This window comes from Acidaminococcus hominis (genome assembly GCF_022484025.1).
Classification (GTDB): Bacteria; Bacillota; Negativicutes; order Acidaminococcales; family Acidaminococcaceae; genus Acidaminococcus; species Acidaminococcus hominis.
On the sequence record NZ_JAKVMG010000001.1, the window covers coordinates 2705590 to 2730803 of the forward strand.

Here is a 25214-nt window from a genome sequence, read left to right on the forward strand (position 1 = left end):
GAAAAATAAAGGGAAAAATGGCATATAAAGAAGATGAATATCTCTTACTGTCAGGAATTCAGCACTTTGCATTTTGTAGGCGACAATGGGCACTCATTCATATTGGGCAGGTTTGGGCTGAGAACCGTCTGACTGCTGAAGGAGAATTGGTGCACAAGAATGCTCATAAAAATGACTATGTTGAGAAAAGGGCTGGAATCATGACAGTGAGAGCCCTGAAAATTGCATCACCTCAGTTAGGAATTTCAGGACAATGTGATGTGGTAGAGTTTCTGCCTACGGAACAAGAAGAAATTGGAATCCATTTGCCCAAGCATCGCGGTCTTTGGCAGGTGAATCCAGTTGAGTATAAACGGGGCAAAGACAAAGATGATGGCAGCGATATGCTGCAGCTGTGCTGTGAGGTTCTTTGCTTGGAAGAAATGCTGGCCTGCCATATTGATGCAGCAGATCTCTTCTATCATGAGTTAATGCGCCGTAGGCGTATAGAAATTACAGATACCTTGAGGCTTGCCGCAAAAAATACTCTGTTAGAAATGCATGGTTATTTTTCCCGGGGGATTATTCCTAAAGTGAAACCTAGCAAAAGATGTAGCAGCTGTTCTTTAAAAGATTACTGTCTTCCCTCATTGCTTAAACGCAGTAATGTGGCAGAATATTATCAGGATATGCTGGGGGATGGTAAAAAATGAGAAAGTTGCTAAACACATTGTTCGTAATGTCAGAAGATGCATATTTGTCCTTGGAAGACGCAAATATAGTTCTTTGGAAAAATCAAGAAAGGGCAGCACAGCTGCCCCTTCTCAATTTAGAAAACATTCTCTATTTTGGGTATAGAGGCGCTTCTCCTGCATTATTGGGCGAATGTGCCAAACGGAATATAGGGTTTTGTTTTTTAAAACCAAATGGGCGTTTTTTAGCCAGGGTATGTGGAGCAAGCCACGGGAATGTATTGCTAAGAAAAGCACAATATCGATTGTCGGAGCAGGAGCCCTTTTGCTGTACATTGTCCAAATATATGATTACCGGTAAGATTTATAATGCACGCTCTACTCTTATGAGATACACTCGCGATCACCCCATGCGTATTGATTTGCCCAAATTTGAAGAAGTAATTGCCAATCTGAAGAGTTCTCTCCGGGGAGTACAGACTGTTAATTCTACGGAAGAATTGCGTGGAGTGGAGGGCAATGCAGCTCATTTATATTTCTCTATTTTTGATGATATGATTCTAACAGACAAAAAACATTTTTTTTTAAAAGAGAGAAATAAAAGACCGCCTTTAGATCGCATGAATGCTCTGTTGTCATTTGTTTACACACTTTTAGCGCATGATTGTGCTTCAGCGTTAGAGTCTGTAGGGTTAGATTCTTACGTTGGTTTTATGCATCGAGATCGTCCTGGTCGTGAATCATTGGCCTTAGATCTTATGGAAGAACTTCGAAGCGTCTGTGGGGATCGATTTGTGCTAAATTTAGTAAATAACCGAATCGTTGCCGCCAAAGATTTTGATTTGACAGAATCAGGAGCGGTATTGTTAAATGACAAAGGGAGAAAAACTGTTTTAGAACATTGGCAGGAACGAAAACGGGATGAAATAGAACATCCTTTTCTGAAGGAAAAAATTCCCTGGGGATTGGTACCCTATACCCAAGCTCTATTACTGGCTAAGTATATTCGTCAGGATCTAGATGGATATCCTGCATTCTTGCATTAAGAGATGAGAGGTGAGGTCAGAGTGCGGATTGTAGTAACTTATGATGTGAATACTGAAACTGCCGCTGGCCGAAAACGTCTAAGACAGGTTGCCAAATGCTGCGTAGCACATGGACAGCGTGTTCAAAACTCAGTCTTTGAGTGTTCATTGGATGAAGCACAGTTTGTGGCATTGCGGGGGCAACTTGAAAGCATTATAGATCTAAACAAGGATAGTTTACGGTTTTACAATTTGGGAAAAGTTAAGCCAGGTAAAATTATCCATGTTGGAATTAAGACTGGATATAATCCAGATGGAAACTTAATCCTGTAATGCGAACTACAAGCTCCTATAAATTTTAATAACGATTTTGCGTGCTCCAGAGGACTTGCTTTATGAGGTTCGCAAAATTATATGTTGAATCCCGCATGGATTCAGTGTTTTTTGTTTGACGTCGCTCCCCGCATGGGGAGCGTGGATTGAAATGCGGCAATGGCTCTCGCTAAAGATACCCAGGGGTCGCTCCCCGCATGGGGAGCGTGGATTGAAATCCCGTCCCGGTTGTCACGCTGGTTGCAAGAGCTGAGTCGCTCCCCGCATGGGGAGCGTGGATTGAAATATAATGGTTTTGCTCTCGATCATATCGGTTTTAGTCGCTCCCCGCATGGGGAGCGTGGATTGAAATGCCGATGTTTCCGCCGCCTTTGCGCTGTCAGCCGGTCGCTCCCCGCATGGGGAGCGTGGATTGAAATCACCGGGCTGTGTAATCGTTGTAACGCAAGCAGGGTCGCTCCCCGCATGGGGAGCGTGGATTGAAATAGGTGTAACATTGTATGAAGAAGGAAAGGTGCTGTCGCTCCCCGCATGGGGAGCGTGGATTGAAATATCTATCGAAAACGTATGGTCCGTGTGGACTTTTGTCGCTCCCCGCATGGGGAGCGTGGATTGAAATACGCTGTAATCTCCTTTAAAGTTTCATGATAAAGTCGCTCCCCGCATGGGGAGCGTGGATTGAAATCTCTATGGCCGCCTTCTCGTTTGCCTGTCTGAGTCGCTCCCCGCATGGGGAGCGTGGATTGAAATGTAATACATGACGTCCGTGTTTGTCACTTCGTTCCGTCGCTCCCCGCATGGGGAGCGTGGATTGAAATAAAGAGAAAGGGGGCACGGGAGGTTTGTGGTAACGGGTCGCTCCCCGCATGGGGAGCGTGGATTGAAATATAGCTCACTGAGTGCAGGGAATTATAAGACCCAGTCGCTCCCCGCATGGGGAGCGTGGATTGAAATTTTCAGCAGCGGTAGTAAGCGGCGTGGTGGCAATCGTCGCTCCCCGCATGGGGAGCGTGGATTGAAATGCTGTTCCATCTGTAAATTCAGTCATGTTGTCTCCTGTCGCTCCCCGCATGGGGAGCGTGGATTGAAATCTATCAGACGAATCGTCCGGGAGGAGGCGGAACGTCGCTCCCCGCATGGGGAGCGTGGATTGAAATTGACTTTGCAGGTTGTATCCTAGAAGCCATTGACGTCGCTCCCCGCATGGGGAGCGTGGATTGAAATAATTGCAGAACTGCACCACGACGCTCCAAGAGGTGTCGCTCCCCGCATGGGGAGCGTGGATTGAAATATCGAGAGGGACGAAAACACGCCCACAACCCCTAGTCGCTCCCCGCATGGGGAGCGTGGATTGAAATTTTGCCGCCGTCAATCTATCCAGGTTGTACAGGGTCGCTCCCCGCATGGGGAGCGTGGATTGAAATCCTGGTCGCGGATGGTGGCATACCTGAAAACGTCGTCGCTCCCCGCATGGGGAGCGTGGATTGAAATGCTAGGGAACACGCCTATTATCAATGTGCGAACGTCGCTCCCCGCATGGGGAGCGTGGATTGAAATCACCAGTTCCCGGCGATGAACCAGAAATAGCACCGTCGCTCCCCGCATGGGGAGCGTGGATTGAAATAACCACGATAGAGATAAAATCGTCGGGAGAATGGTCGCTCCCCGCATGGGGAGCGTGGATTGAAATACCCTGGTGAACAGCACTGCAAGCTATGCGTTGTCGCTCCCCGCATGGGGAGCGTGGATTGAAATAGACGGTACAGGCCCAGGAACCTATCGACCCGAGTCGCTCCCCGCATGGGGAGCGTGGATTGAAATAGCTGGTCGGGTGCGCCGTTGACAAGGGCCGCAGTCGCTCCCCGCATGGGGAGCGTGGATTGAAATTCAATCACCGACCTCATGGGGCGGTGGAAATGCTGTCGCTCCCCGCATGGGGAGCGTGGATTGAAATCGGTGGAAGGAGGTGCCCAGGTGCCAGGAGGACAGTCGCTCCCCGCATGGGGAGCGTGGATTGAAATACCTTGTATCCAGAAAATACTACGGGGGTGACTAGTCGCTCCCCGCATGGGGAGCGTGGATTGAAATTCTGATGTCCGCTGAATCCGGCGAATTCACTTAGTCGCTCCCCGCATGGGGAGCGTGGATTGAAATCATGCGGGCCCTTACATTGCCGGGGCAGCCGTGTCGCTCCCCGCATGGGGAGCGTGGATTGAAATAGTAGACTATAAGCCGGAAATGAAGAAACATGGGTCGCTCCCCGCATGGGGAGCGTGGATTGAAATCTGGAAAAGGTAGCCCCGGACCTCGCAGCAGACAGTCGCTCCCCGCATGGGGAGCGTGGATTGAAATTCTTTCATGGCTTTCACCTCACTGTGACCAGCTGTCGCTCCCCGCATGGGGAGCGTGGATTGAAATTGACGTGGTGGATCTCCCCAAGGAGATGGATCTGGTCGCTCCCCGCATGGGGAGCGTGGATTGAAATCATCCGGTTGGCACTTAAGACGTTTTTGAGTTTCGTCGCTCCCCGCATGGGGAGCGTGGATTGAAATGACGAGATGGCCAAAAAGACGGTCATTAAAAAGGGTCGCTCCCCGCATGGGGAGCGTGGATTGAAATCCTGGCTGCTGGCCACGGGCAAGACTCATAAGGGTCGCTCCCCGCATGGGGAGCGTGGATTGAAATGACGAGATGGCCAAAAAGACGGTCATTAAAAAGGGTCGCTCCCCGCATGGGGAGCGTGGATTGAAATTGCGGCTATCAGACCGTGACCAGCGACACCGGGTCGCTCCCCGCATGGGGAGCGTGGATTGAAATAGCACACCTCCGTCCGCCACGGCGGTAGTCAAGGGTCGCTCCCCGCATGGGGAGCGTGGATTGAAATCAACTTACAATTTTGAGATCAAGGGCAAGCTGCGTCGCTCCCCGCATGGGGAGCGTGGATTGAAATTAGGTGGCATCGCCCTTGTCGGGGCCTTGAACAGAGTCGCTCCCCGCATGGGGAGCGTGGATTGAAATTGATTGGGAACAACGAATTGAAAGACTATCCTCGTCGCTCCCCGCATGGGGAGCGTGGATTGAAATCGTAGCAAGCTGGGATAACGACACTCCTCAGGCGTCGCTCCCCGCATGGGGAGCGTGGATTGAAATACAGCGTTATCCCTCTGAACGGGCAAACAGTGATGGTCGCTCCCCGCATGGGGAGCGTGGATTGAAATCGAACGAGCAAAAAGTTACAATTTACGATGACAAGTCGCTCCCCGCATGGGGAGCGTGGATTGAAATTAGGTGGTAGCCATGAAAAACTACGTATTGGACGTCGCTCCCCGCATGGGGAGCGTGGATTGAAATCTGCCCGTCCTGTGTTTGACCCTCTCCAGAAACGGTCGCTCCCCGCATGGGGAGCGTGGATTGAAATGCACAGGACTTGATTGGGCAGATGTAAAGACAATGTCGCTCCCCGCATGGGGAGCGTGGATTGAAATGAACAGAAAGCCAAACAGTACGGTATTGGCGACGTCGCTCCCCGCATGGGGAGCGTGGATTGAAATACTGCATCTATGGAGAATGGGAAGGCTTGATAGACGTCGCTCCCCGCATGGGGAGCGTGGATTGAAATAAATCTGGACGATACAGCCCGGAAGAACTGATGGTCGCTCCCCGCATGGGGAGCGTGGATTGAAATTGCTGGCACTGACCACCGAAGGCGTGTTCGAACGTCGCTCCCCGCATGGGGAGCGTGGATTGAAATCGACGAACCTGAGTGCTCCCATCCTCGAATTTACGTCGCTCCCCGCATGGGGAGCGTGGATTGAAATCACCAGAGTGCGATAAATTGGAGAATTAGCCCAAGTCGCTCCCCGCATGGGGAGCGTGGATTGAAATTGGAATCGGCGGGAATCCTAGAGGATGACAGAGGTCGCTCCCCGCATGGGGAGCGTGGATTGAAATCCCAACCAGCCAGCCTTCACCGTTGATTTCAACCGGTCGCTCCCCGCATGGGGAGCGTGGATTGAAATAAGCGCCGTCAGGCGCTAAGCGGTGGGTAGTTGGGTCGCTCCCCGCATGGGGAGCGTGGATTGAAATTGCTGACCTGTCAAGCGTTCGTACATTTTGCCCAGTCGCTCCCCGCATGGGGAGCGTGGATTGAAATGATGACTTGAACATGGTGGAATTGCTGGATGGCAGTCGCTCCCCGCATGGGGAGCGTGGATTGAAATCATTTCCGGGGTTATTATGTCCCGCCAGGTAGCTGTCGCTCCCCGCATGGGGAGCGTGGATTGAAATCAAGGTGGGTTTATCAAGCTGTCCGGTGCACAAAGTCGCTCCCCGCATGGGGAGCGTGGATTGAAATTTGCAAAGCAGTATTTAATTCCATTCAGCTCTGGTCGCTCCCCGCATGGGGAGCGTGGATTGAAATCTAACACACCGGACGGATTCAGTATTGCCTTTAGTCGCTCCCCGCATGGGGAGCGTGGATTGAAATACACCTACGGAAAGGGCATCAAGCTGACCCGTGAAAGTCGCTCCCCGCATGGGGAGCGTGGATTGAAATCCAATAGGAGCGATATTCGTGTTCAGCTTGTCCAGTCGCTCCCCGCATGGGGAGCGTGGATTGAAATTACGGGGATGTTGGAACGGGGAAAACTTACGCCGGTCGCTCCCCGCATGGGGAGCGTGGATTGAAATCGGGAAATCACTCCGCTGGGTAAGAGCGTTCCGGTCGCTCCCCGCATGGGGAGCGTGGATTGAAATTTTGTTGTGTGGCGGTCATAGCCGGAATCCTCTAGTCGCTCCCCGCATGGGGAGCGTGGATTGAAATCCCAAGAGAGTCGTGGCTTGATAGGTATGATTGGTCGCTCCCCGCATGGGGAGCGTGGATTGAAATGCTGGGAAACAGTAGCTCCTGTTGTTGATGCTAAGTCGCTCCCCGCATGGGGAGCGTGGATTGAAATCCCGTGAAGCCGCAAGGACGGACGGTTATTTCCGGTCGCTCCCCGCATGGGGAGCGTGGATTGAAATAGAAGAAGTTTGGCCTGTTCGGTCATTGTTGACGTCGCTCCCCGCATGGGGAGCGTGGATTGAAATCCCTTCCAATCTTTATTTCCTGCATTTTTGGGGTGTCGCTCCCCGCATGGGGAGCGTGGATTGAAATCAACGGCAATTTGTTCAATCTGAACGCTAAAAAGGTCGCTCCCCGCATGGGGAGCGTGGATTGAAATAGAACGTCAGCATTTGCGCTCACCTTTGCCATGGGTCGCTCCCCGCATGGGGAGCGTGGATTGAAATTTTAGTTACGCCAAAAAAGAACTCGGAGAAATTGTCGCTCCCCGCATGGGGAGCGTGGATTGAAATGATTGAATCAATTCACTAGTATCATTCTGTTCCAGTCGCTCCCCGCATGGGGAGCGTGGATTGAAATTGGTCTCATATGATTACTGAAGTCAGCCAATAAGGTCGCTCCCCGCATGGGGAGCGTGGATTGAAATACTCTGAAAATCCTTAGTATTATAGGCCAATTTAGTCGCTCCCCGCATGGGGAGCGTGGATTGAAATACACAAGCCTATCATGTGGGTAGTCCCTTTAATGTCGCTCCCCGCATGGGGAGCGTGGATTGAAATTCTACGGAGATTAGAATTCTTGACACCTGCGATTGTCGCTCCCCGCATGGGGAGCGTGGATTGAAATCCGGCTGGCGTGTACTTGAGTCAGCAGCAGATGGTCGCTCCCCGCATGGGGAGCGTGGATTGAAATTACGTTGCAGGTGCTAATCACGCGGGTGTAGACAAGTCGCTCCCCGCATGGGGAGCGTGGATTGAAATCAGGTAAGCCTGGGGCACAACAGCTGGACGAAATGTCGCTCCCCGCATGGGGAGCGTGGATTGAAATCCGTTGCCGTCTGCATTAGCCTTATCCGCCGTGGTCGCTCCCCGCATGGGGAGCGTGGATTGAAATCTTCTGGCATATCGCCTTCCACGCACCACCTGCGTCGCTCCCCGCATGGGGAGCGTGGATTGAAATGGGAACTGTGTGCTAGACACCACATTGACAGCGAGTCGCTCCCCGCATGGGGAGCGTGGATTGAAATCGGGAAGACCCGCAACCAAAAAGAACAGCAGCCGTCGCTCCCCGCATGGGGAGCGTGGATTGAAATCTCGAATTGCAACGGAGAAATCTGACCGTACCGTGGTCGCTCCCCGCATGGGGAGCGTGGATTGAAATTTCGAGGGCGTTTGCAACGGAAAAAATTACAATGTCGCTCCCCGCATGGGGAGCGTGGATTGAAATAAACAGAAAGTTTCCTATGTAGACAAGAAGGGGGTCGCTCCCCGCATGGGGAGCGTGGATTGAAATCCTGCTACCTATAAGGATACTGTCGCTTTCCTGTGGTCGCTCCCCGCATGGGGAGCGTGGATTGAAATAGCATCAAGAGAACTCCATACATCTGCTAACAGAGTCGCTCCCCGCATGGGGAGCGTGGATTGAAATAAAAAGGGCGTCCAGCTCCCCAACCGTCAGCCGCGTCGCTCCCCGCATGGGGAGCGTGGATTGAAATCCGGACTGTACCGGACGCAGAAGATTTGGCAAGTCGCTCCCCGCATGGGGAGCGTGGATTGAAATCACAGCGTTCTGCAATTCCTCTTTATTTCCGTCGTCGCTCCCCGCATGGGGAGCGTGGATTGAAATTGCTTCGTCTTGCTTAGGTCGGACGTGTACGTCGTCGCTCCCCGCATGGGGAGCGTGGATTGAAATCAGGTTGTTGTTGATATAGTCCAACACCCCGGTGGTCGCTCCCCGCATGGGGAGCGTGGATTGAAATAGGTTTTTCCGTGGCGTTGATGATAGTTAACACGTCGCTCCCCGCATGGGGAGCGTGGATTGAAATTCATGAAATAGGGCATTGGATTGACCAGATTCTAGTCGCTCCCCGCATGGGGAGCGTGGATTGAAATGGGATGCCAACAACAGTCCCAACAACCACGGGAAGTCGCTCCCCGCATGGGGAGCGTGGATTGAAATATGGATGAAATCGACAAATACCCAAGATGGGCAGGGTCGCTCCCCGCATGGGGAGCGTGGATTGAAATATGCGTTAATTTTGACCATCACTGTCGTATCCGGTCGCTCCCCGCATGGGGAGCGTGGATTGAAATTCTGGTCCCTTCCCGCTTCGAGAGTTCGGTGATGTCGCTCCCCGCATGGGGAGCGTGGATTGAAATAGCTTATCCATAAGACGGCCTTCGGAATCATCGCGTCGCTCCCCGCATGGGGAGCGTGGATTGAAATAGATAGGAGCAAGCAATGGAGACAGAAACAGAAGTCGCTCCCCGCATGGGGAGCGTGGATTGAAATAACTAAGAACGATACACTAGGAGTTCCGTTCAAGTCGCTCCCCGCATGGGGAGCGTGGATTGAAATAATAAGAGGTCCATCGCCGTCTTTATAAATCAAGGTCGCTCCCCGCATGGGGAGCGTGGATTGAAATTGGACATTCTGGCGGCAAAAGAACACTCCCTAGAGTCGCTCCCCGCATGGGGAGCGTGGATTGAAATCTAAGGCGGCAATGTACAAGGTGTACGTGACCGGGTCGCTCCCCGCATGGGGAGCGTGGATTGAAATCGCGTCAGGTCTTGTGTCCGGGTAATGCTCTTCAGTCGCTCCCCGCATGGGGAGCGTGGATTGAAATACAATTGTAACTTATAGAGCCATTCTCGCTCTTGGTCGCTCCCCGCATGGGGAGCGTGGATTGAAATCGTAATGGGCAATGCCATCATTTCGTCCTCTGGCCCGTCGCTCCCCGCATGGGGAGCGTGGATTGAAATTGTAAGTCGCCCCATGTGATCGCTTCACCATTCGCGTCGCTCCCCGCATGGGGAGCGTGGATTGAAATCCAACTACCGCCCGTGATGTGGCTCTGGGCATGGTCGCTCCCCGCATGGGGAGCGTGGATTGAAATCACGACGATATGTCGATGCATTGTCGCGCCTACGTCGCTCCCCGCATGGGGAGCGTGGATTGAAATATCTCTATCCACTGCAATTCCGCAGAAGCAGCTTGTCGCTCCCCGCATGGGGAGCGTGGATTGAAATTCAGCTTTTCATTCATCGCCGCTAATTTATCAAGTCGCTCCCCGCATGGGGAGCGTGGATTGAAATACAGGGTCTTTTACGAGGTTGATACATTCGTCAAGTCGCTCCCCGCATGGGGAGCGTGGATTGAAATTTCTCCTCCTGATACTCCTACAAATAATAGAAGTCGCTCCCCGCATGGGGAGCGTGGATTGAAATCCGGCCTTATAAAAATCAAGACGGATACGCTCCGTCGCTCCCCGCATGGGGAGCGTGGATTGAAATCGGATTGCCCGTGTGATGAATCACAATCATGTCCGTCGCTCCCCGCATGGGGAGCGTGGATTGAAATAAAGCCCGTATCTGACCCAGAAAGACGAAAAAGCCGTCGCTCCCCGCATGGGGAGCGTGGATTGAAATTGGAGCTTGTTGCTGGCGGCCAATTGTTCTTGTTCGTCGCTCCCCGCATGGGGAGCGTGGATTGAAATTGCTCCAGCGTTTCCAGTTCCTCCTCGCTCAATGGTCGCTCCCCGCATGGGGAGCGTGGATTGAAATGCCGATACAGACGATAATCTGGCGACTCATATGGCGTCGCTCCCCGCATGGGGAGCGTGGATTGAAATCCAGAAGGGAGGTGAGAAAGATGAACAAGGACCAGTCGCTCCCCGCATGGGGAGCGTGGATTGAAATCCGTTCCTCCGCCATCTACGGAAGCTCCACCACGTCGCTCCCCGCATGGGGAGCGTGGATTGAAATCCCAATCACCGCCCCGAAAATCAAGCCGTTCAGGGTCGCTCCCCGCATGGGGAGCGTGGATTGAAATGCCCCGTATGTTGACGGGCTGACCATCGACGCCGGGGTCGCTCCCCGCATGGGGAGCGTGGATTGAAATATGATTTCCCGCGCTCTGTATTCGCTACAATCCAAGTCGCTCCCCGCATGGGGAGCGTGGATTGAAATTTCAGGGCTTTCCTTTCTCCCCGTGACTATATGATGTCGCTCCCCGCATGGGGAGCGTGGATTGAAATCAAAAATTTCCTTGATTCTCCCTTTCAGCTTTTGTCGCTCCCCGCATGGGGAGCGTGGATTGAAATAGGGTCATTGACTCCAACCTCCTTTAATAAATTTGTCGCTCCCCGCATGGGGAGCGTGGATTGAAATTCTCCGGCATAACCATTCCATCCAGCATCCTGGTGTCGCTCCCCGCATGGGGAGCGTGGATTGAAATCCGGAACGGGTGCCCACGGTCACACCGGTCACGATTCGCTCCCCGCATGGGGAGCGTGGATTGAAATGTGGTATCATGTTTTTAGTTTAAAGGAGGCGTTTCGCTCCCCGCATGGGGAGCGTGGATTGAAATTTGCTAAATTGTGTCAAAAAAATATATTTGCAATTCGCTCCCCGCATGGGGAGCGTGGATTGAAATAATATGTAGTTGTCAAGGTTCTTTGGATTGTTTTTCGCTCCCCGCATGGGGAGCGTGGATTGAAATCCAATCGTAGCGCAGGCAGTCTGGCATCCGGCCACGCTCCCCGCATGGGGAGCGTGGATTGAAATAGGGCTTGGCTGGAATACCTCCCGAAGAGAATGTCGCTCCCCGCATGGGGAGCGTGGATTGAAATCAGCGGTCATTTGTCATCACCGTCCATACCATCGGTCGCTCCCCGCATGGGGAGCGTGGATTGAAATTAATGTTGCAGACCTTAAATTGGCGTTGACAGAGTCGCTCCCCGCATGGGGAGCGTGGATTGAAATCGGTGGGAAAGACAGCTGTGTCATCTTAGACCTGTCGCTCCCCGCATGGGGAGCGTGGATTGAAATACAAGCTCAGGTATGGTACAAGACAGACCATGACCGTCGCTCCCCGCATGGGGAGCGTGGATTGAAATACAAGCTCAGGTATGGTACAAGACAGACCATGACCGTCGCTCCCCGCATGGGGAGCGTGGATTGAAATAATCACGCTGGACGTCATTCCATCCACGTCCACCGTCGCTCCCCGCATGGGGAGCGTGGATTGAAATTGAAGGCCACGGGGCTGACAGAGATTACTTTCAAGGTCGCTCCCCGCATGGGGAGCGTGGATTGAAATTGTTGAGATACTGCCCCTGAAGAGGAATCACTGGTCGCTCCCCGCATGGGGAGCGTGGATTGAAATTGCATCAGAAAAAGTGATCCCGCAGCGGGTCAGGGTCGCTCCCCGCATGGGGAGCGTGGATTGAAATAATCTGGTTGTCATTGACTTCCGGATCCAGTCCAGTCGCTCCCCGCATGGGGAGCGTGGATTGAAATAATCGTGACATTGTCAATATCTGCTGCCCCGGAAGTCGCTCCCCGCATGGGGAGCGTGGATTGAAATCGCTACCTGCAGAATCGTTTCCCCAAACCACACAGTCGCTCCCCGCATGGGGAGCGTGGATTGAAATTATGAGCGGATCAAAGACTATGCGTCAAGTTATGTCGCTCCCCGCATGGGGAGCGTGGATTGAAATATCGAGCGGGATGAGAACACTCCTACAACCCCCAGTCGCTCCCCGCATGGGGAGCGTGGATTGAAATACCGACTGTCATTTTGAATCACCACCCTTGCTCGGTCGCTCCCCGCATGGGGAGCGTGGATTGAAATTTGCCTGGTCACTGATTTCCCCGTTCTCATCCAGGTCGCTCCCCGCATGGGGAGCGTGGATTGAAATTGCAAGTCCAAAATATATTCCAATACCTGCCCAGTCGCTCCCCGCATGGGGAGCGTGGATTGAAATGTCTTTAAAACAGGTACAAAATATTGATGTGACCGGTCGCTCCCCGCATGGGGAGCGTGGATTGAAATTTGCCTGGTCACTGATTTCCCCGTTCTCATCCAGGTCGCTCCCCGCATGGGGAGCGTGGATTGAAATTGCAAGTCCAAAATATATTCCAATACCTGCCCAGTCGCTCCCCGCATGGGGAGCGTGGATTGAAATCCGGTTTTGAGTGACTCCGGGATTTTTTGGTATTGTCGCTCCCCGCATGGGGAGCGTGGATTGAGATAAGCTCGGCCACGATATTATAGGTTTCATAGGCCTATCGCTCCTCGCACGGGGAAGCGTGTAAATGCTACATAAATAGGTCAAAAAGTGGTTTTATAACAATGTACATGCTATTGAAATCGAGGATACTATTGCATGAGATGGTATTATGCAATATGTATTGGATTACGGAAAAAGCTTTGATGTCAAATCACTTGACGACTTACTCTAACTGAAGATGATCGATGACGTGGTTGAGACTAAATCAATTTTTAGCGAACTGGCAAGAGAATTAAAAAAGAATAGACGAATTGTTAAACGTTGGTATGAACAGAGTGAACCCAGTAAAGAAGGAAACCACCCTTCCTAATTTGATAGATATAAGCCCATTATCAAAGATATGCTCGCAGCAAAGGATACTTCACAGAGATTCTACTATAAACGAGTCTAGTGGCAGTACATTAAGGATGACCATGGGCTAAATGGGGCACAGTCAACTTTCCGGGCCTACATTTCTTCCATTCCTGAATTTCAGGATTACTTTTCTCAAAACAAGCGAACGTTGAGCTAGACAAATACGGTTCGTTATGAAACAGTTCCTGGAGAGCAGGTCCAACTGGATTGGAAAGAAAAGATTCCTTACCTTTGCAAAGATGGAACTAAGTTATTAGTGAATGTTTTGGTGTTGACGCTGGGCTATTCCTGTATATTTCGGCTCTCGGGAAGCATGAGTCCGGACAACTGGGAATCACCAGTCCGGAATATTGGAAATCACTTTCCGGCGTTTCGAAAATGATTTAAAAATAAGATAGGCGGTTCTGATTGCAGATTGAAACCTTGATAGGGTTCAGATTTATTTCGAAAATTCTGAGAATTACACAGCCGCTTAACCAGAATTGACCCAGGCTTAACATTTCCCGTCAAGGATGCCAGCATAACGCTTGTCCTTGGCGGGAAATGTCAAGTCTGGAAGAATCCGGCAAGAGGGGTGTGCTTCCAAGTTGAATTATGCACAGCAGCGCAGCACTGTAATAGGCCTGATTAAGTGATTTCCATTCGACCGGAATCTATTTTCCGAATTTCTGGATTCATGATTTTCAACCACCGGATTGGTGCTGTATTTTGACCCGGAATATTCAACCTTCACGGTTTCTATGTTGAAGATGCCAAAATGCATATTTGTGTAGCGGGCCAGGTCATGTTTCTAATATTCGCCTGCAAGTACTAGGGCAAAACAGCGACCATTCGGGGTTCCTAGATTGTCAGCTGAATTATTGCAGATGAATAGAATTACAGCATTTGTATTGGGATGAAGGATTTACTGAGAAAACACTGACGCATAGAAACACTACTACATTCTTGATAAAAAATTACATCCATGATACAATACAAAAAATGATAAAAAGAGGGGAATATATTGAATTTTAAAAAGAAGGTAAGTGCGTTTTTTATTTCTGTGGGGATTTTTTTTGGTTTTGTTACTTTGACTGATTTAAATGTTAACAAGTTTGAACTGAATATTCCTGATGAATCCGGCATTATTTTAACACAAAGCATGGGAAAACAGATAATAAATGAAAGATTGTTATTAAATGATAAAAGTGTAGAAGAAAATTCGCTTTTGGCTTACCATTATTCCCATTACTCCCACTACTCCCATTCCTCCCACTACTCCCATTCTTCTCATTATTCCTCTTATTATTGATATTATTTTAAATTGTGGATATTAATCTTTCATTACTTGGTAATTGAAATAGGCAAGCTAATTCGTTTTAGCTTGCCTATTATTTGGCTCATCACGGAAAATTGGGGGATACGAAATCTAAGACAGAATTTAAAAACTGAAAAAAGGTATTGAAAAAGAGCACGGGATGCTCCATTCTAAGTAATAGCGACAAAACTACGAAAGGAATGATCCACGTGCTCTCAACCTCAAGTATAGCAAATTTATGCAAAAACATACAGGACAATTTTAATATTCCTACGAGTATTGCTTCTCTTTTTGAAGAGATCATAGATGTAAATAGTACCCGGCCTACAGCCGACGTTGTATGCCCTTGCTGCGGCGGTAAGGTCCATGTCCATGACAACCCTGTAACTACACTTAAAGACATGCCCTGGATACCCGGAAAGCCACGGATTCTTCGTGTGAGATTCCACCGCTACCGGTGCCAAAAATGCGGGCATACCTTCAATGAAAACATAACCTTTAAGTATCCTGGAACCAGAGTCACTTCTCGTGCCGCTTTATGGATCAAGATTTTGCTTATGCATCAAATGACGATTAAAGCAGTCAGCGATTTGACCGGTATCCATTGGGGAACAGTTTCTAAAATCCATAAGGAAATTATGGACGAGGCTCTCAAAACGCGAAGCGAGGAACTTCGCAAAAGTGGCTACCGTCCTAAGCATCTTGCCGTTGATGAGTTTGCAATGCACAAAGGCCATACTTACGCAACCTGTGTTATGGACCTTGATATGGGAGACATCCTCTGGGTTGGTGCGGGACGCTCTATAGCTGCCTTTACAAAGTTTTTTGAAGAGACAGACCTGGAGTATTTGTCTGAAGTAGAAGCTGTCGCAATGGACATGAACGCATCGTTCAACACCCTGGTAGAAAAGTATCTGCCTCATGCGGCAATAGTATACGACCGCTACCATATGCAAGCCCAGTATGGACGAGATGTGCTGGGAGCCGTAAGGCTGGAGGAAGCAAGACAGCACAAAGAGAAAGCCGATAACCTAAAGCTTGGGATTACAGAGAATATTGCTGAAGAGCAGGCAACAAAAGCAGAGGATTCAATTAAAGAGGAGAATCGGCTTTACAAGGAAGTAAAACAAGCTCGCTGGACGCTGCTTTGCAAGGAAGAAACACTAAGCGATAAAAAGGCAGAAAATCTCAAGGAAATCCTTAAAAAACATGAAAATTTGACAGTTTGCCATACAATGAAAGAGGAACTAAGTGATCTATTCGAGCTTAGAAACCCCGATTTAGCTGCCGTAGAATGGGAAAAATGGTTTAAAGGAGCCGAGGAGAGCAACATACCGCAGCTGCAAAAGTTTGCCCGCTTAAAGCGAAAGCGCAAAGAGGGTTTGATTGCTCACTCAGCCCATCCGATTACCACAGGAAAGCTTGAAGGCTTCAATAACAAGATTAAGGTTGCAAAACGAATAGGGTATGGATACAAAAATGATGAATATTTTTTCACTCTGATTCGATATTCAGCATTACCATCTATACGAAACGGCACTGTCTAGAGATTGCGACAGTGGGATGTTGCTAGACATAAAAGAAGGATGGCAGAAATCTGCCATCCCACAATAAAACGTGAAGAGCCTATTAGGTGAAAACATGGAAAATTATAAGAAAATAAATGGCGGATTTCAGATTATATTAAGCAAGAAACTTTTTGAAAGAGAAACTATTTTTAGTATAGCATATAAATATAATAAGAAATTTTTTATAACATTCAATCCCATTGGAGAGGATGAAATATCTTTTGTTGTAAAAAATAAAGGTGAAGGTATGGAGCCGCTGCCAAGAGATCTTGAAAATATTATGGCTGATTTTATTGATGAACAACTGCGGATTGATATTTTAAGAAGGACACAATCTATTAGAAATCAGATATACGAAAAAGCCTTTTTTCCGTTGAGGACTATAAATAAATGAATATACAAGAATACCCGTTTTATTTTGATCATTATGGAGAGGATTTTATAGTTGTAAATCTTGTAGGAGAAGCAGTATTTCTCTCATATAACGATTTTGCATGTTTGGCAGCACAGCAGTATGAAAAACTCACAATAAGTGCAAAAGAAAAATTATATACACACCACATCCTTGGAAATTGTGAAGATAGTGAAACTATAGAAATGTTATTAGCAACAAAGTTGAGAAGTAGAAAAAGCTACCTTAATTATTTTACTTCCTTACATATGGTAGTTCTTACTTTGAGATGTAACTGCTTATGTGATTATTGCCATGCAAGTTCACAAGGAATATCTTGCAAAAACACTGATATGTCACTTGAAATTGCTGACAAGACATTAGATATTATTTTACAATCTCCTTCTGATGATATAAAAATAGAATTTCAAGGAGGTGAGCCCTCATTAAATTGGCCTGTATTGGAATTCTTTGTAATAGAAGGTGAAAAAAGAGTTAAAAAGCTGCCTTCTAAACGTCTCACTTTTGTAATTTGTACTAATTTATTTGAAATAACGGATGCTCAATTAGAGTTTTTAAATCGACATCATGTCGGTATTTCTACATCATGCGATGGGCCTAAAGAATTATATGACTTGCATAGAAAAGGAAGAAATGGAAAAAGTGCTTATGATTGTTTTACAAGTAATTTGAGTAGAGCAAGAGAAATAATGAAGGGTTCTGCTGTAAATGCATTGTTAACCGTTTCAAAAGATAACATCGATTGTTTGGAGAGAGTAATTGATTATTATGTACAGCATGACTTTGGTAATATATTTATCAGGGCGCTTAATCCATATGGATACGCAGTAAAAAATAAAAATGATTTAGGATATTCTACGAATAAGTTTTTAGAAAAATATAGGCAGGCTCTTCATTACATCATAGAACTCAATAAAAAGGGGATATTTTTTATAGAATCCTATGCAGCTTTACTGTTTCAACGCATTATGACTCCTTTTTCTACCGGATTTGTTGATTTGCAATCTCCGGCAGGAGCAGGTATTTCTGGAGCAATATATTATTATAATGGTGATGTATATCCCACTGATGAAGCTAGAATGTTAGCAACAATGGGAGACACCAGTTTTAAAATGGGAAATGTATGTGAAGATGCGTATTTAGATATTTTTAATTCCTCCATGATAAAAGAGTTGGTTTTAAATAGTTGCGTTGAATGCATGCCAGGATGTTGGACATGTGCCTATCAGCAATACTGTGGTGCTGATCCAATTAGAAATTTTGTTGAATCAGGGGATTTATTAGGCAAGCGGTATATAAGTCAATTTTGTGAAAAAAATAAGGGAATGATAAAAGTAATTTTGGATTTAATTAAAGAAAATGATCCCAAAACAATTGCAGTATTATGGTCTTGGGTATTTAGAAGACCTATGGAGGAATGGCAATGTGGCAAATAAAGGGTATAGCTAAAAATATTACTAATCCCATTATTGCTTCGTATTCACATAAGTCTAATATATTGAATTGGATTAAGCCTAAGTATATTAAAGAAACAAAAAAAATAAATGAAGTATACAGGTTTGCTAGTATATCTATGCTTGAACATGTAAATACACCATATCCAATTATCTATAATTTACCGGAAGAAGGAATGTTGGATATTAATGATGGAGATATATTAAAATTATGCCCTGATGGTACAGTGAAACGTGTATTTAATGCTAGTTCGACACAAAATGTACTGTTTGTAACTGAAGCATGTAATTCTCAATGTATTATGTGCCCACAACCTCAAACCCCGCTTGATTACTCCGATGAGGTCCTTGAAATTTTATCATGCATTCCTAAAAAAAGCTTGAGAGAAATATGTATTTCTGGTGGGGAACCTACTGTAGGAATTAAGATATTTGAAATTATGGAGACCTTGAAAAGATACACCTATGTAGAACCAATTATTTTGACCAATGGGAGAAAATTTAATAATAAGTCTTTTACCCAAAGTTTTATAGATAGGGCTCCTTTTAATACTGTATATGCGATTCCATTGTATTCTTCTATTCCAGAAGTACATGATAGAATCGTAGGGGTATCAGGTGCTTTTAGAGAAACTATAAACGGAATATATAATTTATCTGCATTTAGAGTTCCTATAGAAATTAGAATCGTCCTCACTAGTAAAAATGTGTTTAATTTAACTGAATTGGCAAATTTTATTGGGTGGAATTTACCAATGGCTGTGCATGTGGCATTAATGGGGATGGAAGTGTGTGGAAGAGCATACGACAATATAGAGGATGTATGGATCGAACCAAAATCATATATGCAAGAATTAATTGAAGCAACCAAAATATTGGATTATCGGGATATACCTGTATCAATTTACAATCTTCCTTTATGCCTATTACCTTACGAAATAAGAAAATATAGTACTTTTAGTATATCTCAGTGGAAACAAGGCTTTATTCCTGAATGTCAATCATGTACTATGAGAGATGAATGTAACGGAATTTTTACTAGTTCAAAAAAAATTCCAGATGGAATACATGCAATTTAAGATAAGTACAATATATACCAAGGATTCTACTTGAAGTAAACGCAATTATAGTCTTTTCGTCTATTATATTTGAAAGTTGTTCTTATTCTTCTTCCTGAGTACAACAAAAAATCAGGGGAAAGAACCGGCGCTAGACCGTGGAGCAATTCACAAAATTGAAATCTCCTGCCCAAAATCTGTATGATCTTGAGCAGGAGATTTCAATTTTACTTATTTAGTCCCGATACAGATGCAGCAGCAGCCGGCCCAGCTCCCGCATTTCGTCCCGGACTTTTTCCGGTCCGGTGATGACTACGCCGTCCTTCAGGGCTGTAATCCAGCCCAGGAATTGGGGACTGACGGCCACTTCTACGGTGGTCGTTACGTGATCCGGTCCATCGGGGATAATCATTACGTCCTGGCCAAACCGGTCGATGAGTACGCCTACCAGGCCGTTTTTGGCCCGCAGGTCAACCTTCACGGTTTCTCCGTTGAACATGCCAAAATGCATATTTGCGTAGCGGGCCAGGTCCAATTTCTCAAATTCTTCCTGGCCTTCCCGGGGTTCTTCCAGCTGGACCAGGTCCTTGATCTTGTCCACCCGGTAGTGTTTGATGCAGTCGTCGATGGGTTCGTAGGCCACCAGGTAGTAGTTGTCGTCGTTTAAGACCATGGCCCAGGGGCTGACCAGGAAGCGGCGGCCGTGGTTACGGGCCACCAGGGTTTTGTGGATGTTCCATTTCATATAATGGAAGGAAACCTGGACTCCGCTGTTGATGGCCTGGTGCAGCCGGTCGATGGTATAGTAGACGCTGCGGTTGATGGTTTTGGTCCGCCCGGTAATCAGTACCTGGCGCCGCAGGTTTCTGGCCATGGGCTTGCTGGCCAGCCGTTCCAGCTTGGCAATGAGTTCCTTGGACTTGGTATCGGAAATGAACTTGGCCGATTGGACAGAGTCGATGAGCATTTTCAGTTCCGGCAGTTCAAATTGGGGATTGATCAGCCGGTAGGTGTAGCGGATGCCTTCCTTGCTGGCTGCAATATCAAGACCAAAGGCCCGGAGCTCTTCGAAATCCTGGTACAGGGTCTTCCGGTCCACATGGATTTCCTGTTTGGCCAAAAATGCAGTAATGTCTGCCAGGGTTACCCCATGGTCGGCATCTGTTTCCTGGGTGAAATATTGATATAAAAGAAGAAGTTTGAGCTTTTGGTTAACGCCCTTGGTCATAATCGCTGCCTCCTGTTTAAATATCTGAAAAAAGCATACCATATTTTGGCCAAAACGGGTATCCATTTTTTTTATTTTTCCGGGATTCATGAGGAAATTTTTGCCCATAGAGTAAGAACATGGTATCATTATAAATATAGCAAAGTATTTTTCCAGAGAGATGGAGCGAACCACTATGGAACTACGAAAAAGCATCACCCTGCCTTCCGGCTTTTGCCTGGATTTCACCAATATGCTGGGACCAGAGCAGGTGACGGACAAAGAACTGGACCAATTACAAAATAAAATCACGGCGGCAGCCCAGGGCCTGCGGCTGATCCGGGAAACCGGGCAGGCGGTGCACCATCTGTCCAAGGACGGTACCCCGGAACCGGTGTATTTTACCCGGCTGCCCTATCTCCAAAAAGGCTACCCCAATACCCAGGAGCTGCTCCAGGAGCTGACGGACTTTGGCCAGAAGGTACGCAGCAAGTACGATGCGGTGGTCTTCTGCGGGGTAGGGGGCTCCTACCTGGGGGGCAAGGTGCTCTACGACTGCTTCACCAGTGAATACTGGGCCCGGGAAGACGGGCTGCGGATGCCCCGGATTTTCTTTAGCGGCAACAACCTGGACGCAGAGGACCTGGATTCTGTGATGAACCAGCTGCTCCTTCAGGCCCAGCAGGTACGCAATGGCGAGCGCCGGCCTTTGCAGGTGCTTTTGGTGCCCATTTCCAAATCCGGCACCACCCTGGAACCCACCACGGCCTTCCTGTATTTCTATGATACCCTGGAAAAGCAGCGGACCTTGTTCCGCATGGGGGTGGCGGTGGTCACGGACAAGACCCTGGAACAGGGGCCGCTCAACCGTCTGGCCCGGAAGTACGGCTGGCCGATTTTCGACGTGCCGGTGGGCATTGGCGGCCGCTTCAGCGTGCTGTCCACCCCGGGACTGATTGTGGCTGCGGTACTGGGCATGCACCTGGAAGAACTTCTCCAGGGGGCCCGGGATATGGACCAATGGTGCCAAAGCGAAAAGCCCCAGGAAAACCCGGCCTTCTATAATGCGGTGCTGAAATATGCTGCGGCCCAGTTCCACGGCTGCCATATTGAAATTATGATGCCCTACGCCATGCGGCTGAAGGCCCTGGGGGAATGGTATGTGCAGCTTTTGGCAGAATCCCTGGGCAAGCGTCTGGACCGGAAGGGGAACCCGGTGTTCTACGGCCGCACGCCGGTGGTGGCCATTGGCACCACGGATATGCACGCCCAGACCCAGCTCCACCAGGACGGCCGCCGGGACAAGGTGGTCCAATTCCTGTTCATCAACGATATGAAAAACAAGGTGTTCATCCACAACTCCTTCCCGGAAATCGATGGCTACCAGCGGTACGAGGGAATGGACGTGGGCCGGGCCCTGCAGATTGCCCTGGAAGCCAACGAGGAAGCCCTGGCCGGTGACCACCGGCTCAGTGCCCGCTACAATCTGCCTTACATGAACGAATATTTTCTGGGCCAGCTGTTCTTCTTCCTGATGCTGAGCATCGCCTACGAAGGGGAACTGGCCGATGTGGACGCCTACGATCAGCCAGGCGTGGAAATCTACAAGCGCATTATGCGCAATAAAATGGCGGACAACGCCTAAGAACCCAAGGAGGGATAGCTATGCTGGAAGTTGGAACCCAGGCTCCGGATTTTACCCTGCCGGACCAGGACGGACAAATGCATTCTCTGAAAGAGTATCGGGGCCAAAAAGTGGTGCTGTATTTTTATCCCAAGGACAATACGCCGGGGTGCAGCCGTCAGGCCAGCGGCTTTGGGGAGCTGTATCCCCAGTTTACCGAAAAGGGCGCCGTGGTGCTGGGGGTCAGCAAGGACAGCGTGGCCTCCCACAAAAAGTTCCAGGAGAAATACAACCTGCCCTTTACCCTGCTGTCGGACCCGGAAAAGACGGTGATCCAGGCCTACGACGTGTGGAAGGAAAAGAAACTGTACGGCAAGGTTTCCATGGGTGTGGTGCGCTCCACCTATCTCATTGACGAAAACGGCATCATTACCCGGGCCCTGGACAAGGTGAAACCCGGTGATAACCCGGCCCAGATGCTGGCCGAACTGTAATGCGCATCATCATCTCCCCGGCGAAAAAAATGCAGGAAGACCGGGAGAATACTCTGCCCCTGAGCCAGCCCGCCTTCCTCAGGGAAGCCCGGCAGGTGAAGGACTATTTGCAGGCTCTGACGCTGGAGCAGCAGACCCGGCTTTGGGGCTGCAATGACGAAATTGCCCAGCTGAACCATGAGCGGCTTCTTGCTATGGACCGGGAAACTTTCCGTTCTCCGGCCCTGTTGGCCTACCAGGGCATCCAGTACCAGTACATGGCGCCGGTGGTCTTTGCGGATCAGGAGCTGGCCTATATCAGCAGGCACCTGCGGATTCTGTCCGGCTTTTACGGGCTCCTGCGGCCCCTGGACGGGGTGGTGCCCTACCGGCTGGAAATGCAGGCCAAAGCCCAGGTGGCGGGCACCAAAAACCTGTACGCCTTTTGGGGGGACAAGCTGTACAAGGCCCTGCTGGACGAAAGCCGGATTGTGGTGAACCTGGCCTCCAAAGAATACAGCAAAGCCATTACCCCGCATCTGACGCCCCAGGACCAGCTGATTACCTGCACCTTTGGGGAGCTGGCAGGGGAGAAAATCGTCCAAAAAGGCGTCTACGTGAAAATTGCCCGGGGGGAAATGGTCCGGTACCTGGCCCAGGAAGGCTCGGACGACCCGGAAGTGCTGCAGCAGTTCCACGGCAGCGGCGGCTACCAGTATGACGCAGCCCGGTCTACCCCGGAAGAATGGGTGTTTTTGAAGAAATAAAAAGCAAAAAACGACTTGCCAACTCAAGAAGAGCTGGCAGGTCGTTTTTTATGGGATGGAAAAAGGAAGCAGGGCTGCAGGCAGTTCCAATTTTTTAAAAATGATAGGAATAGGCAAGAGCAGTGAGAGAAATGGTCTACCGGCAGGGCGTCTCAAAGGTCCATAATAACAGTAGGGAAAGCTGGAAAAACAACAAGGGGGTGGGGCTTTTCTCCTTTGTCCCCTTGATGCAATAGATAGCCAAATGGAAACGAAAGGAGCGGCGAAATGCTGAGAAAAAGGTTGTTTTATATCCTGGCAGTCCTGCTGACGGGCCTTACGGGCCTAATGGTGCCTGGGGAAGCAGCGGCTCCCAGCCAGCACTTGAAATTCAGTCTCACCCGGCCGCAGGTCCGGGCCATTTCGGATATTACGTATGCCCAGTATTTTGATTGGCCCAAGAGCTTTTTGAAAATGGATATTTTGCAGCCGGAAAGCAAGGAAAAGCTGCCGGCGGTGGTGTTTGTTACCGGCGGGGGGTTCACGGCTTCGCCCAAAGAAAATTATTTGCAGCAGCGGGTGCATCTGGCAGAGCACGGGTATTTTGTGGCCAGTGTAGAGTACCGGGTGATTCCCAATGGGATGTTTCCTGACCCAGTGGTGGACGTGAAGGCGGCCCTCCGGTATCTTCGGGCCCATGCCCGGGACTTTAATATTGATCCCAATCGTATGGCGGTCATGGGTGAGTCCGCTGGCGGCTACCTGGCCGCTATGGTGGGCACCTCCAACGGGTACAAGGCCTTTGACCAGGGGGACAATCTGGACCAAAGCAGTGACGTGCAGGCCGCCATTGATATCTATGGGCTTTCGGACCTTAGCAAGGTAGCTGCGGATTTCTCCAAGGAGGAACAGCAGCGCCACGCATCCCCGGCCGCACTTCAGGCGTTGTTTATCAACGGCACTTCCTTTTCGGACAAAGGGGGCGGCAGCGTCCAGGCTACTCCAAGCACGGTGAAAGCCGCCAATCCGGTAACGTATATTTCACCCAAAACGGCACCGTTTTTGCTGCTCCATGGGGACAAGGACCAGGTGGTTTCACCCAGTCAAACCGAACTGCTCTACAACGCTTTGCAGGAAAAAGGCATTCCCGCCCAGCGTTATGTGGTAGAGGGCGCGGGGCATGCGGACCATTATTGGGCCCAGCCAGAAGTGGAGCAGGTGATTCTGGCTTTTCTGGATAAAAATTTGAAAAACAAAAAATAAGGAGGAATTCCTATGAGAAAAATGACGAAGCTGGGGGCCGCAGCAGGACTGGCAGCCCTCCTGGTACTTTTTGGACAGCCGGCTCCTATGCCGGCAGTGGAAGCGGCGGCGGTACAGGCGGGTGCAACCTCTAATAGGGAAGCCACCAGCGTCCTGGCGGACAAGCTGGCCCTAAAGGAACTGGTGGACACCTTTTCCATCCTAGCCGATGAGAAAAATGGCATTGCCCAGGAAGCCCTTTTTACAAAGGATGCGGTGGTGGAGAATTATTCCGATGGGAAACTGATGACCTCACTGACCGGCCGGGAGAACATTGGCAAAGCCTTTGATGATTTCCTGAAAACCCAGGACGTGGTATACCACATCAACGGCCAGCAGGTGGTGGATATCAAGGGCAATACGGCAACGGGCACCAGCTATTGCTACGTGGTGCTGATCAGCACCCAAAACGGCAGACAGGTGAAACGTTCCGGGGGTACCCGCTACCACGATACCTACGTAAAACAGGACGGCAAATGGCTGATCAAGAAAAGGATGGCCGATTTTGTCTGGACGGAATACGGCGATTTGCCGCTGACGAAACAGGAGGGGTAA

At 49.2% G+C, this 25214-nt stretch carries 14 protein-coding genes and 1 CRISPR repeat array; of the genes, 13 read left to right on the forward strand and 1 reads right to left on the reverse strand.

The window, feature by feature from the left end:
* The first annotated feature begins 17 nt into the window (after positions 1-17).
* The 8 genes from cas4 (at position 18) to hxsC (ending at position 19328) form a co-directional block, all read left to right on the forward strand.
* Entirely contained in the window at positions 18-692 is a 675-nt protein-coding gene (gene cas4, locus LKE88_RS12350; protein WP_118287106.1) for a CRISPR-associated protein Cas4, read from the forward strand.
* A complete protein-coding gene (gene cas1c, locus LKE88_RS12355; protein ID WP_118287105.1) occupies positions 689-1717 on the forward strand; it encodes a type I-C CRISPR-associated endonuclease Cas1c in 1029 nt (342 codons plus the stop codon). Before cas4 ends, cas1c begins: the two co-directional genes overlap by 4 nt.
* A gap of 21 nt (positions 1718-1738) precedes the next feature.
* Positions 1739-2029, forward strand: coding sequence for a CRISPR-associated endonuclease Cas2 (gene cas2 / locus LKE88_RS12360; protein ID WP_199614748.1), 291 nt, complete (start codon positions 1739-1741; stop codon positions 2027-2029).
* A gap of 120 nt (positions 2030-2149) precedes the next feature.
* Positions 2150-13126: a CRISPR direct-repeat array (repeat unit 33 nt; unit sequence GTCGCTCCCCGCATGGGGAGCGTGGATTGAAAT).
* Positions 13127-14521: 1395 nt separating this feature from the next.
* Positions 14522-14809 carry a hypothetical protein gene (locus LKE88_RS12365; protein WP_118287103.1) on the forward strand — a complete coding sequence of 96 codons (288 nt, stop codon included), beginning with the start codon at positions 14522-14524 and terminating at the stop codon, positions 14807-14809.
* A 206-nt stretch (positions 14810-15015) separates the two neighbouring features.
* On the forward strand, positions 15016-16362 hold the full coding sequence (locus tag LKE88_RS12370) for an ISL3 family transposase (protein WP_146109029.1): 1347 nt from the start codon (positions 15016-15018) through the stop codon (positions 16360-16362).
* 94 nt (positions 16363-16456) lie between these two features.
* Entirely contained in the window at positions 16457-16777 is a 321-nt protein-coding gene (locus tag LKE88_RS12375; protein ID WP_147351169.1) for an HxsD-related protein, read from the forward strand.
* Positions 16774-18231, forward strand: a complete 1458-nt coding sequence (gene hxsB, locus LKE88_RS12380) for a His-Xaa-Ser system radical SAM maturase HxsB (RefSeq protein WP_118287288.1) — start codon at positions 16774-16776, stop codon at positions 18229-18231. Before LKE88_RS12375 ends, hxsB begins: the two co-directional genes overlap by 4 nt.
* Entirely contained in the window at positions 18219-19328 is a 1110-nt protein-coding gene (gene hxsC / locus LKE88_RS12385) for a His-Xaa-Ser system radical SAM maturase HxsC (RefSeq protein WP_158572375.1), read from the forward strand. Before hxsB ends, hxsC begins: the two co-directional genes overlap by 13 nt.
* A gap of 214 nt (positions 19329-19542) precedes the next feature.
* Here the strand turns inward: hxsC and LKE88_RS12390 are convergent, their stop codons facing one another.
* Positions 19543-20535, reverse strand: coding sequence for a helix-turn-helix transcriptional regulator (locus tag LKE88_RS12390; RefSeq protein WP_105325981.1), 993 nt, complete (start codon positions 20533-20535; stop codon positions 19543-19545).
* A 175-nt stretch (positions 20536-20710) separates the two neighbouring features.
* On the opposite strand from LKE88_RS12390, the gene LKE88_RS12395 reads away from it, so the two are divergent.
* The 5 genes from LKE88_RS12395 to LKE88_RS12415 all read left to right on the forward strand — a co-directional run bounded on the left by LKE88_RS12395 (position 20711) and on the right by LKE88_RS12415 (position 25214).
* On the forward strand, positions 20711-22159 hold the full coding sequence (locus tag LKE88_RS12395) for a phosphoglucose isomerase-related protein (RefSeq protein WP_105325953.1): 1449 nt from the start codon (positions 20711-20713) through the stop codon (positions 22157-22159).
* A gap of 20 nt (positions 22160-22179) precedes the next feature.
* Complete coding sequence (gene bcp, locus LKE88_RS12400; protein ID WP_105325952.1) at positions 22180-22632, forward strand: thioredoxin-dependent thiol peroxidase; 453 nt, start codon at positions 22180-22182, stop codon at positions 22630-22632.
* Positions 22632-23378 (forward strand): peroxide stress protein YaaA, encoded by a 747-nt coding sequence (yaaA, locus tag LKE88_RS12405; RefSeq protein WP_105325951.1) that lies wholly within the window; start codon positions 22632-22634, stop codon positions 23376-23378. The genes bcp and yaaA overlap by 1 nt, the downstream gene beginning before the upstream one ends.
* Positions 23379-23645: 267 nt before the next feature.
* Positions 23646-24620, forward strand: coding sequence for an alpha/beta hydrolase (locus LKE88_RS12410; protein ID WP_105325950.1), 975 nt, complete (start codon positions 23646-23648; stop codon positions 24618-24620).
* Positions 24621-24632: 12 nt separating this feature from the next.
* A complete protein-coding gene (locus LKE88_RS12415; protein ID WP_199614653.1) occupies positions 24633-25214 on the forward strand; it encodes a nuclear transport factor 2 family protein in 582 nt (193 codons plus the stop codon).

Coding starts and splice junctions, on each gene's coding strand:
- cas4 (WP_118287106.1), top strand. CDS start 18: ATGGCATATAAAGAAGATGAATATCTCTTACTGTCAGGAATTCAGCAC.
- cas1c (WP_118287105.1), top strand. CDS start 689: ATGAGAAAGTTGCTAAACACATTGTTCGTAATGTCAGAAGATGCATAT.
- LKE88_RS12370 (WP_146109029.1), top strand. CDS start 15,016: ATGATCCACGTGCTCTCAACCTCAAGTATAGCAAATTTATGCAAAAAC.
- LKE88_RS12375 (WP_147351169.1), top strand. CDS start 16,457: ATGGAAAATTATAAGAAAATAAATGGCGGATTTCAGATTATATTAAGC.
- hxsB (WP_118287288.1), top strand. CDS start 16,774: ATGAATATACAAGAATACCCGTTTTATTTTGATCATTATGGAGAGGAT.
- hxsC (WP_158572375.1), top strand. CDS start 18,219: ATGTGGCAAATAAAGGGTATAGCTAAAAATATTACTAATCCCATTATT.
- LKE88_RS12390 (WP_105325981.1), bottom strand. CDS start 20,535: ATGACCAAGGGCGTTAACCAAAAGCTCAAACTTCTTCTTTTATATCAA.
- LKE88_RS12395 (WP_105325953.1), top strand. CDS start 20,711: ATGGAACTACGAAAAAGCATCACCCTGCCTTCCGGCTTTTGCCTGGAT.
- bcp (WP_105325952.1), top strand. CDS start 22,180: ATGCTGGAAGTTGGAACCCAGGCTCCGGATTTTACCCTGCCGGACCAG.
- yaaA (WP_105325951.1), top strand. CDS start 22,632: ATGCGCATCATCATCTCCCCGGCGAAAAAAATGCAGGAAGACCGGGAG.
- LKE88_RS12410 (WP_105325950.1), top strand. CDS start 23,646: ATGCTGAGAAAAAGGTTGTTTTATATCCTGGCAGTCCTGCTGACGGGC.
- LKE88_RS12415 (WP_199614653.1), top strand. CDS start 24,633: ATGAGAAAAATGACGAAGCTGGGGGCCGCAGCAGGACTGGCAGCCCTC.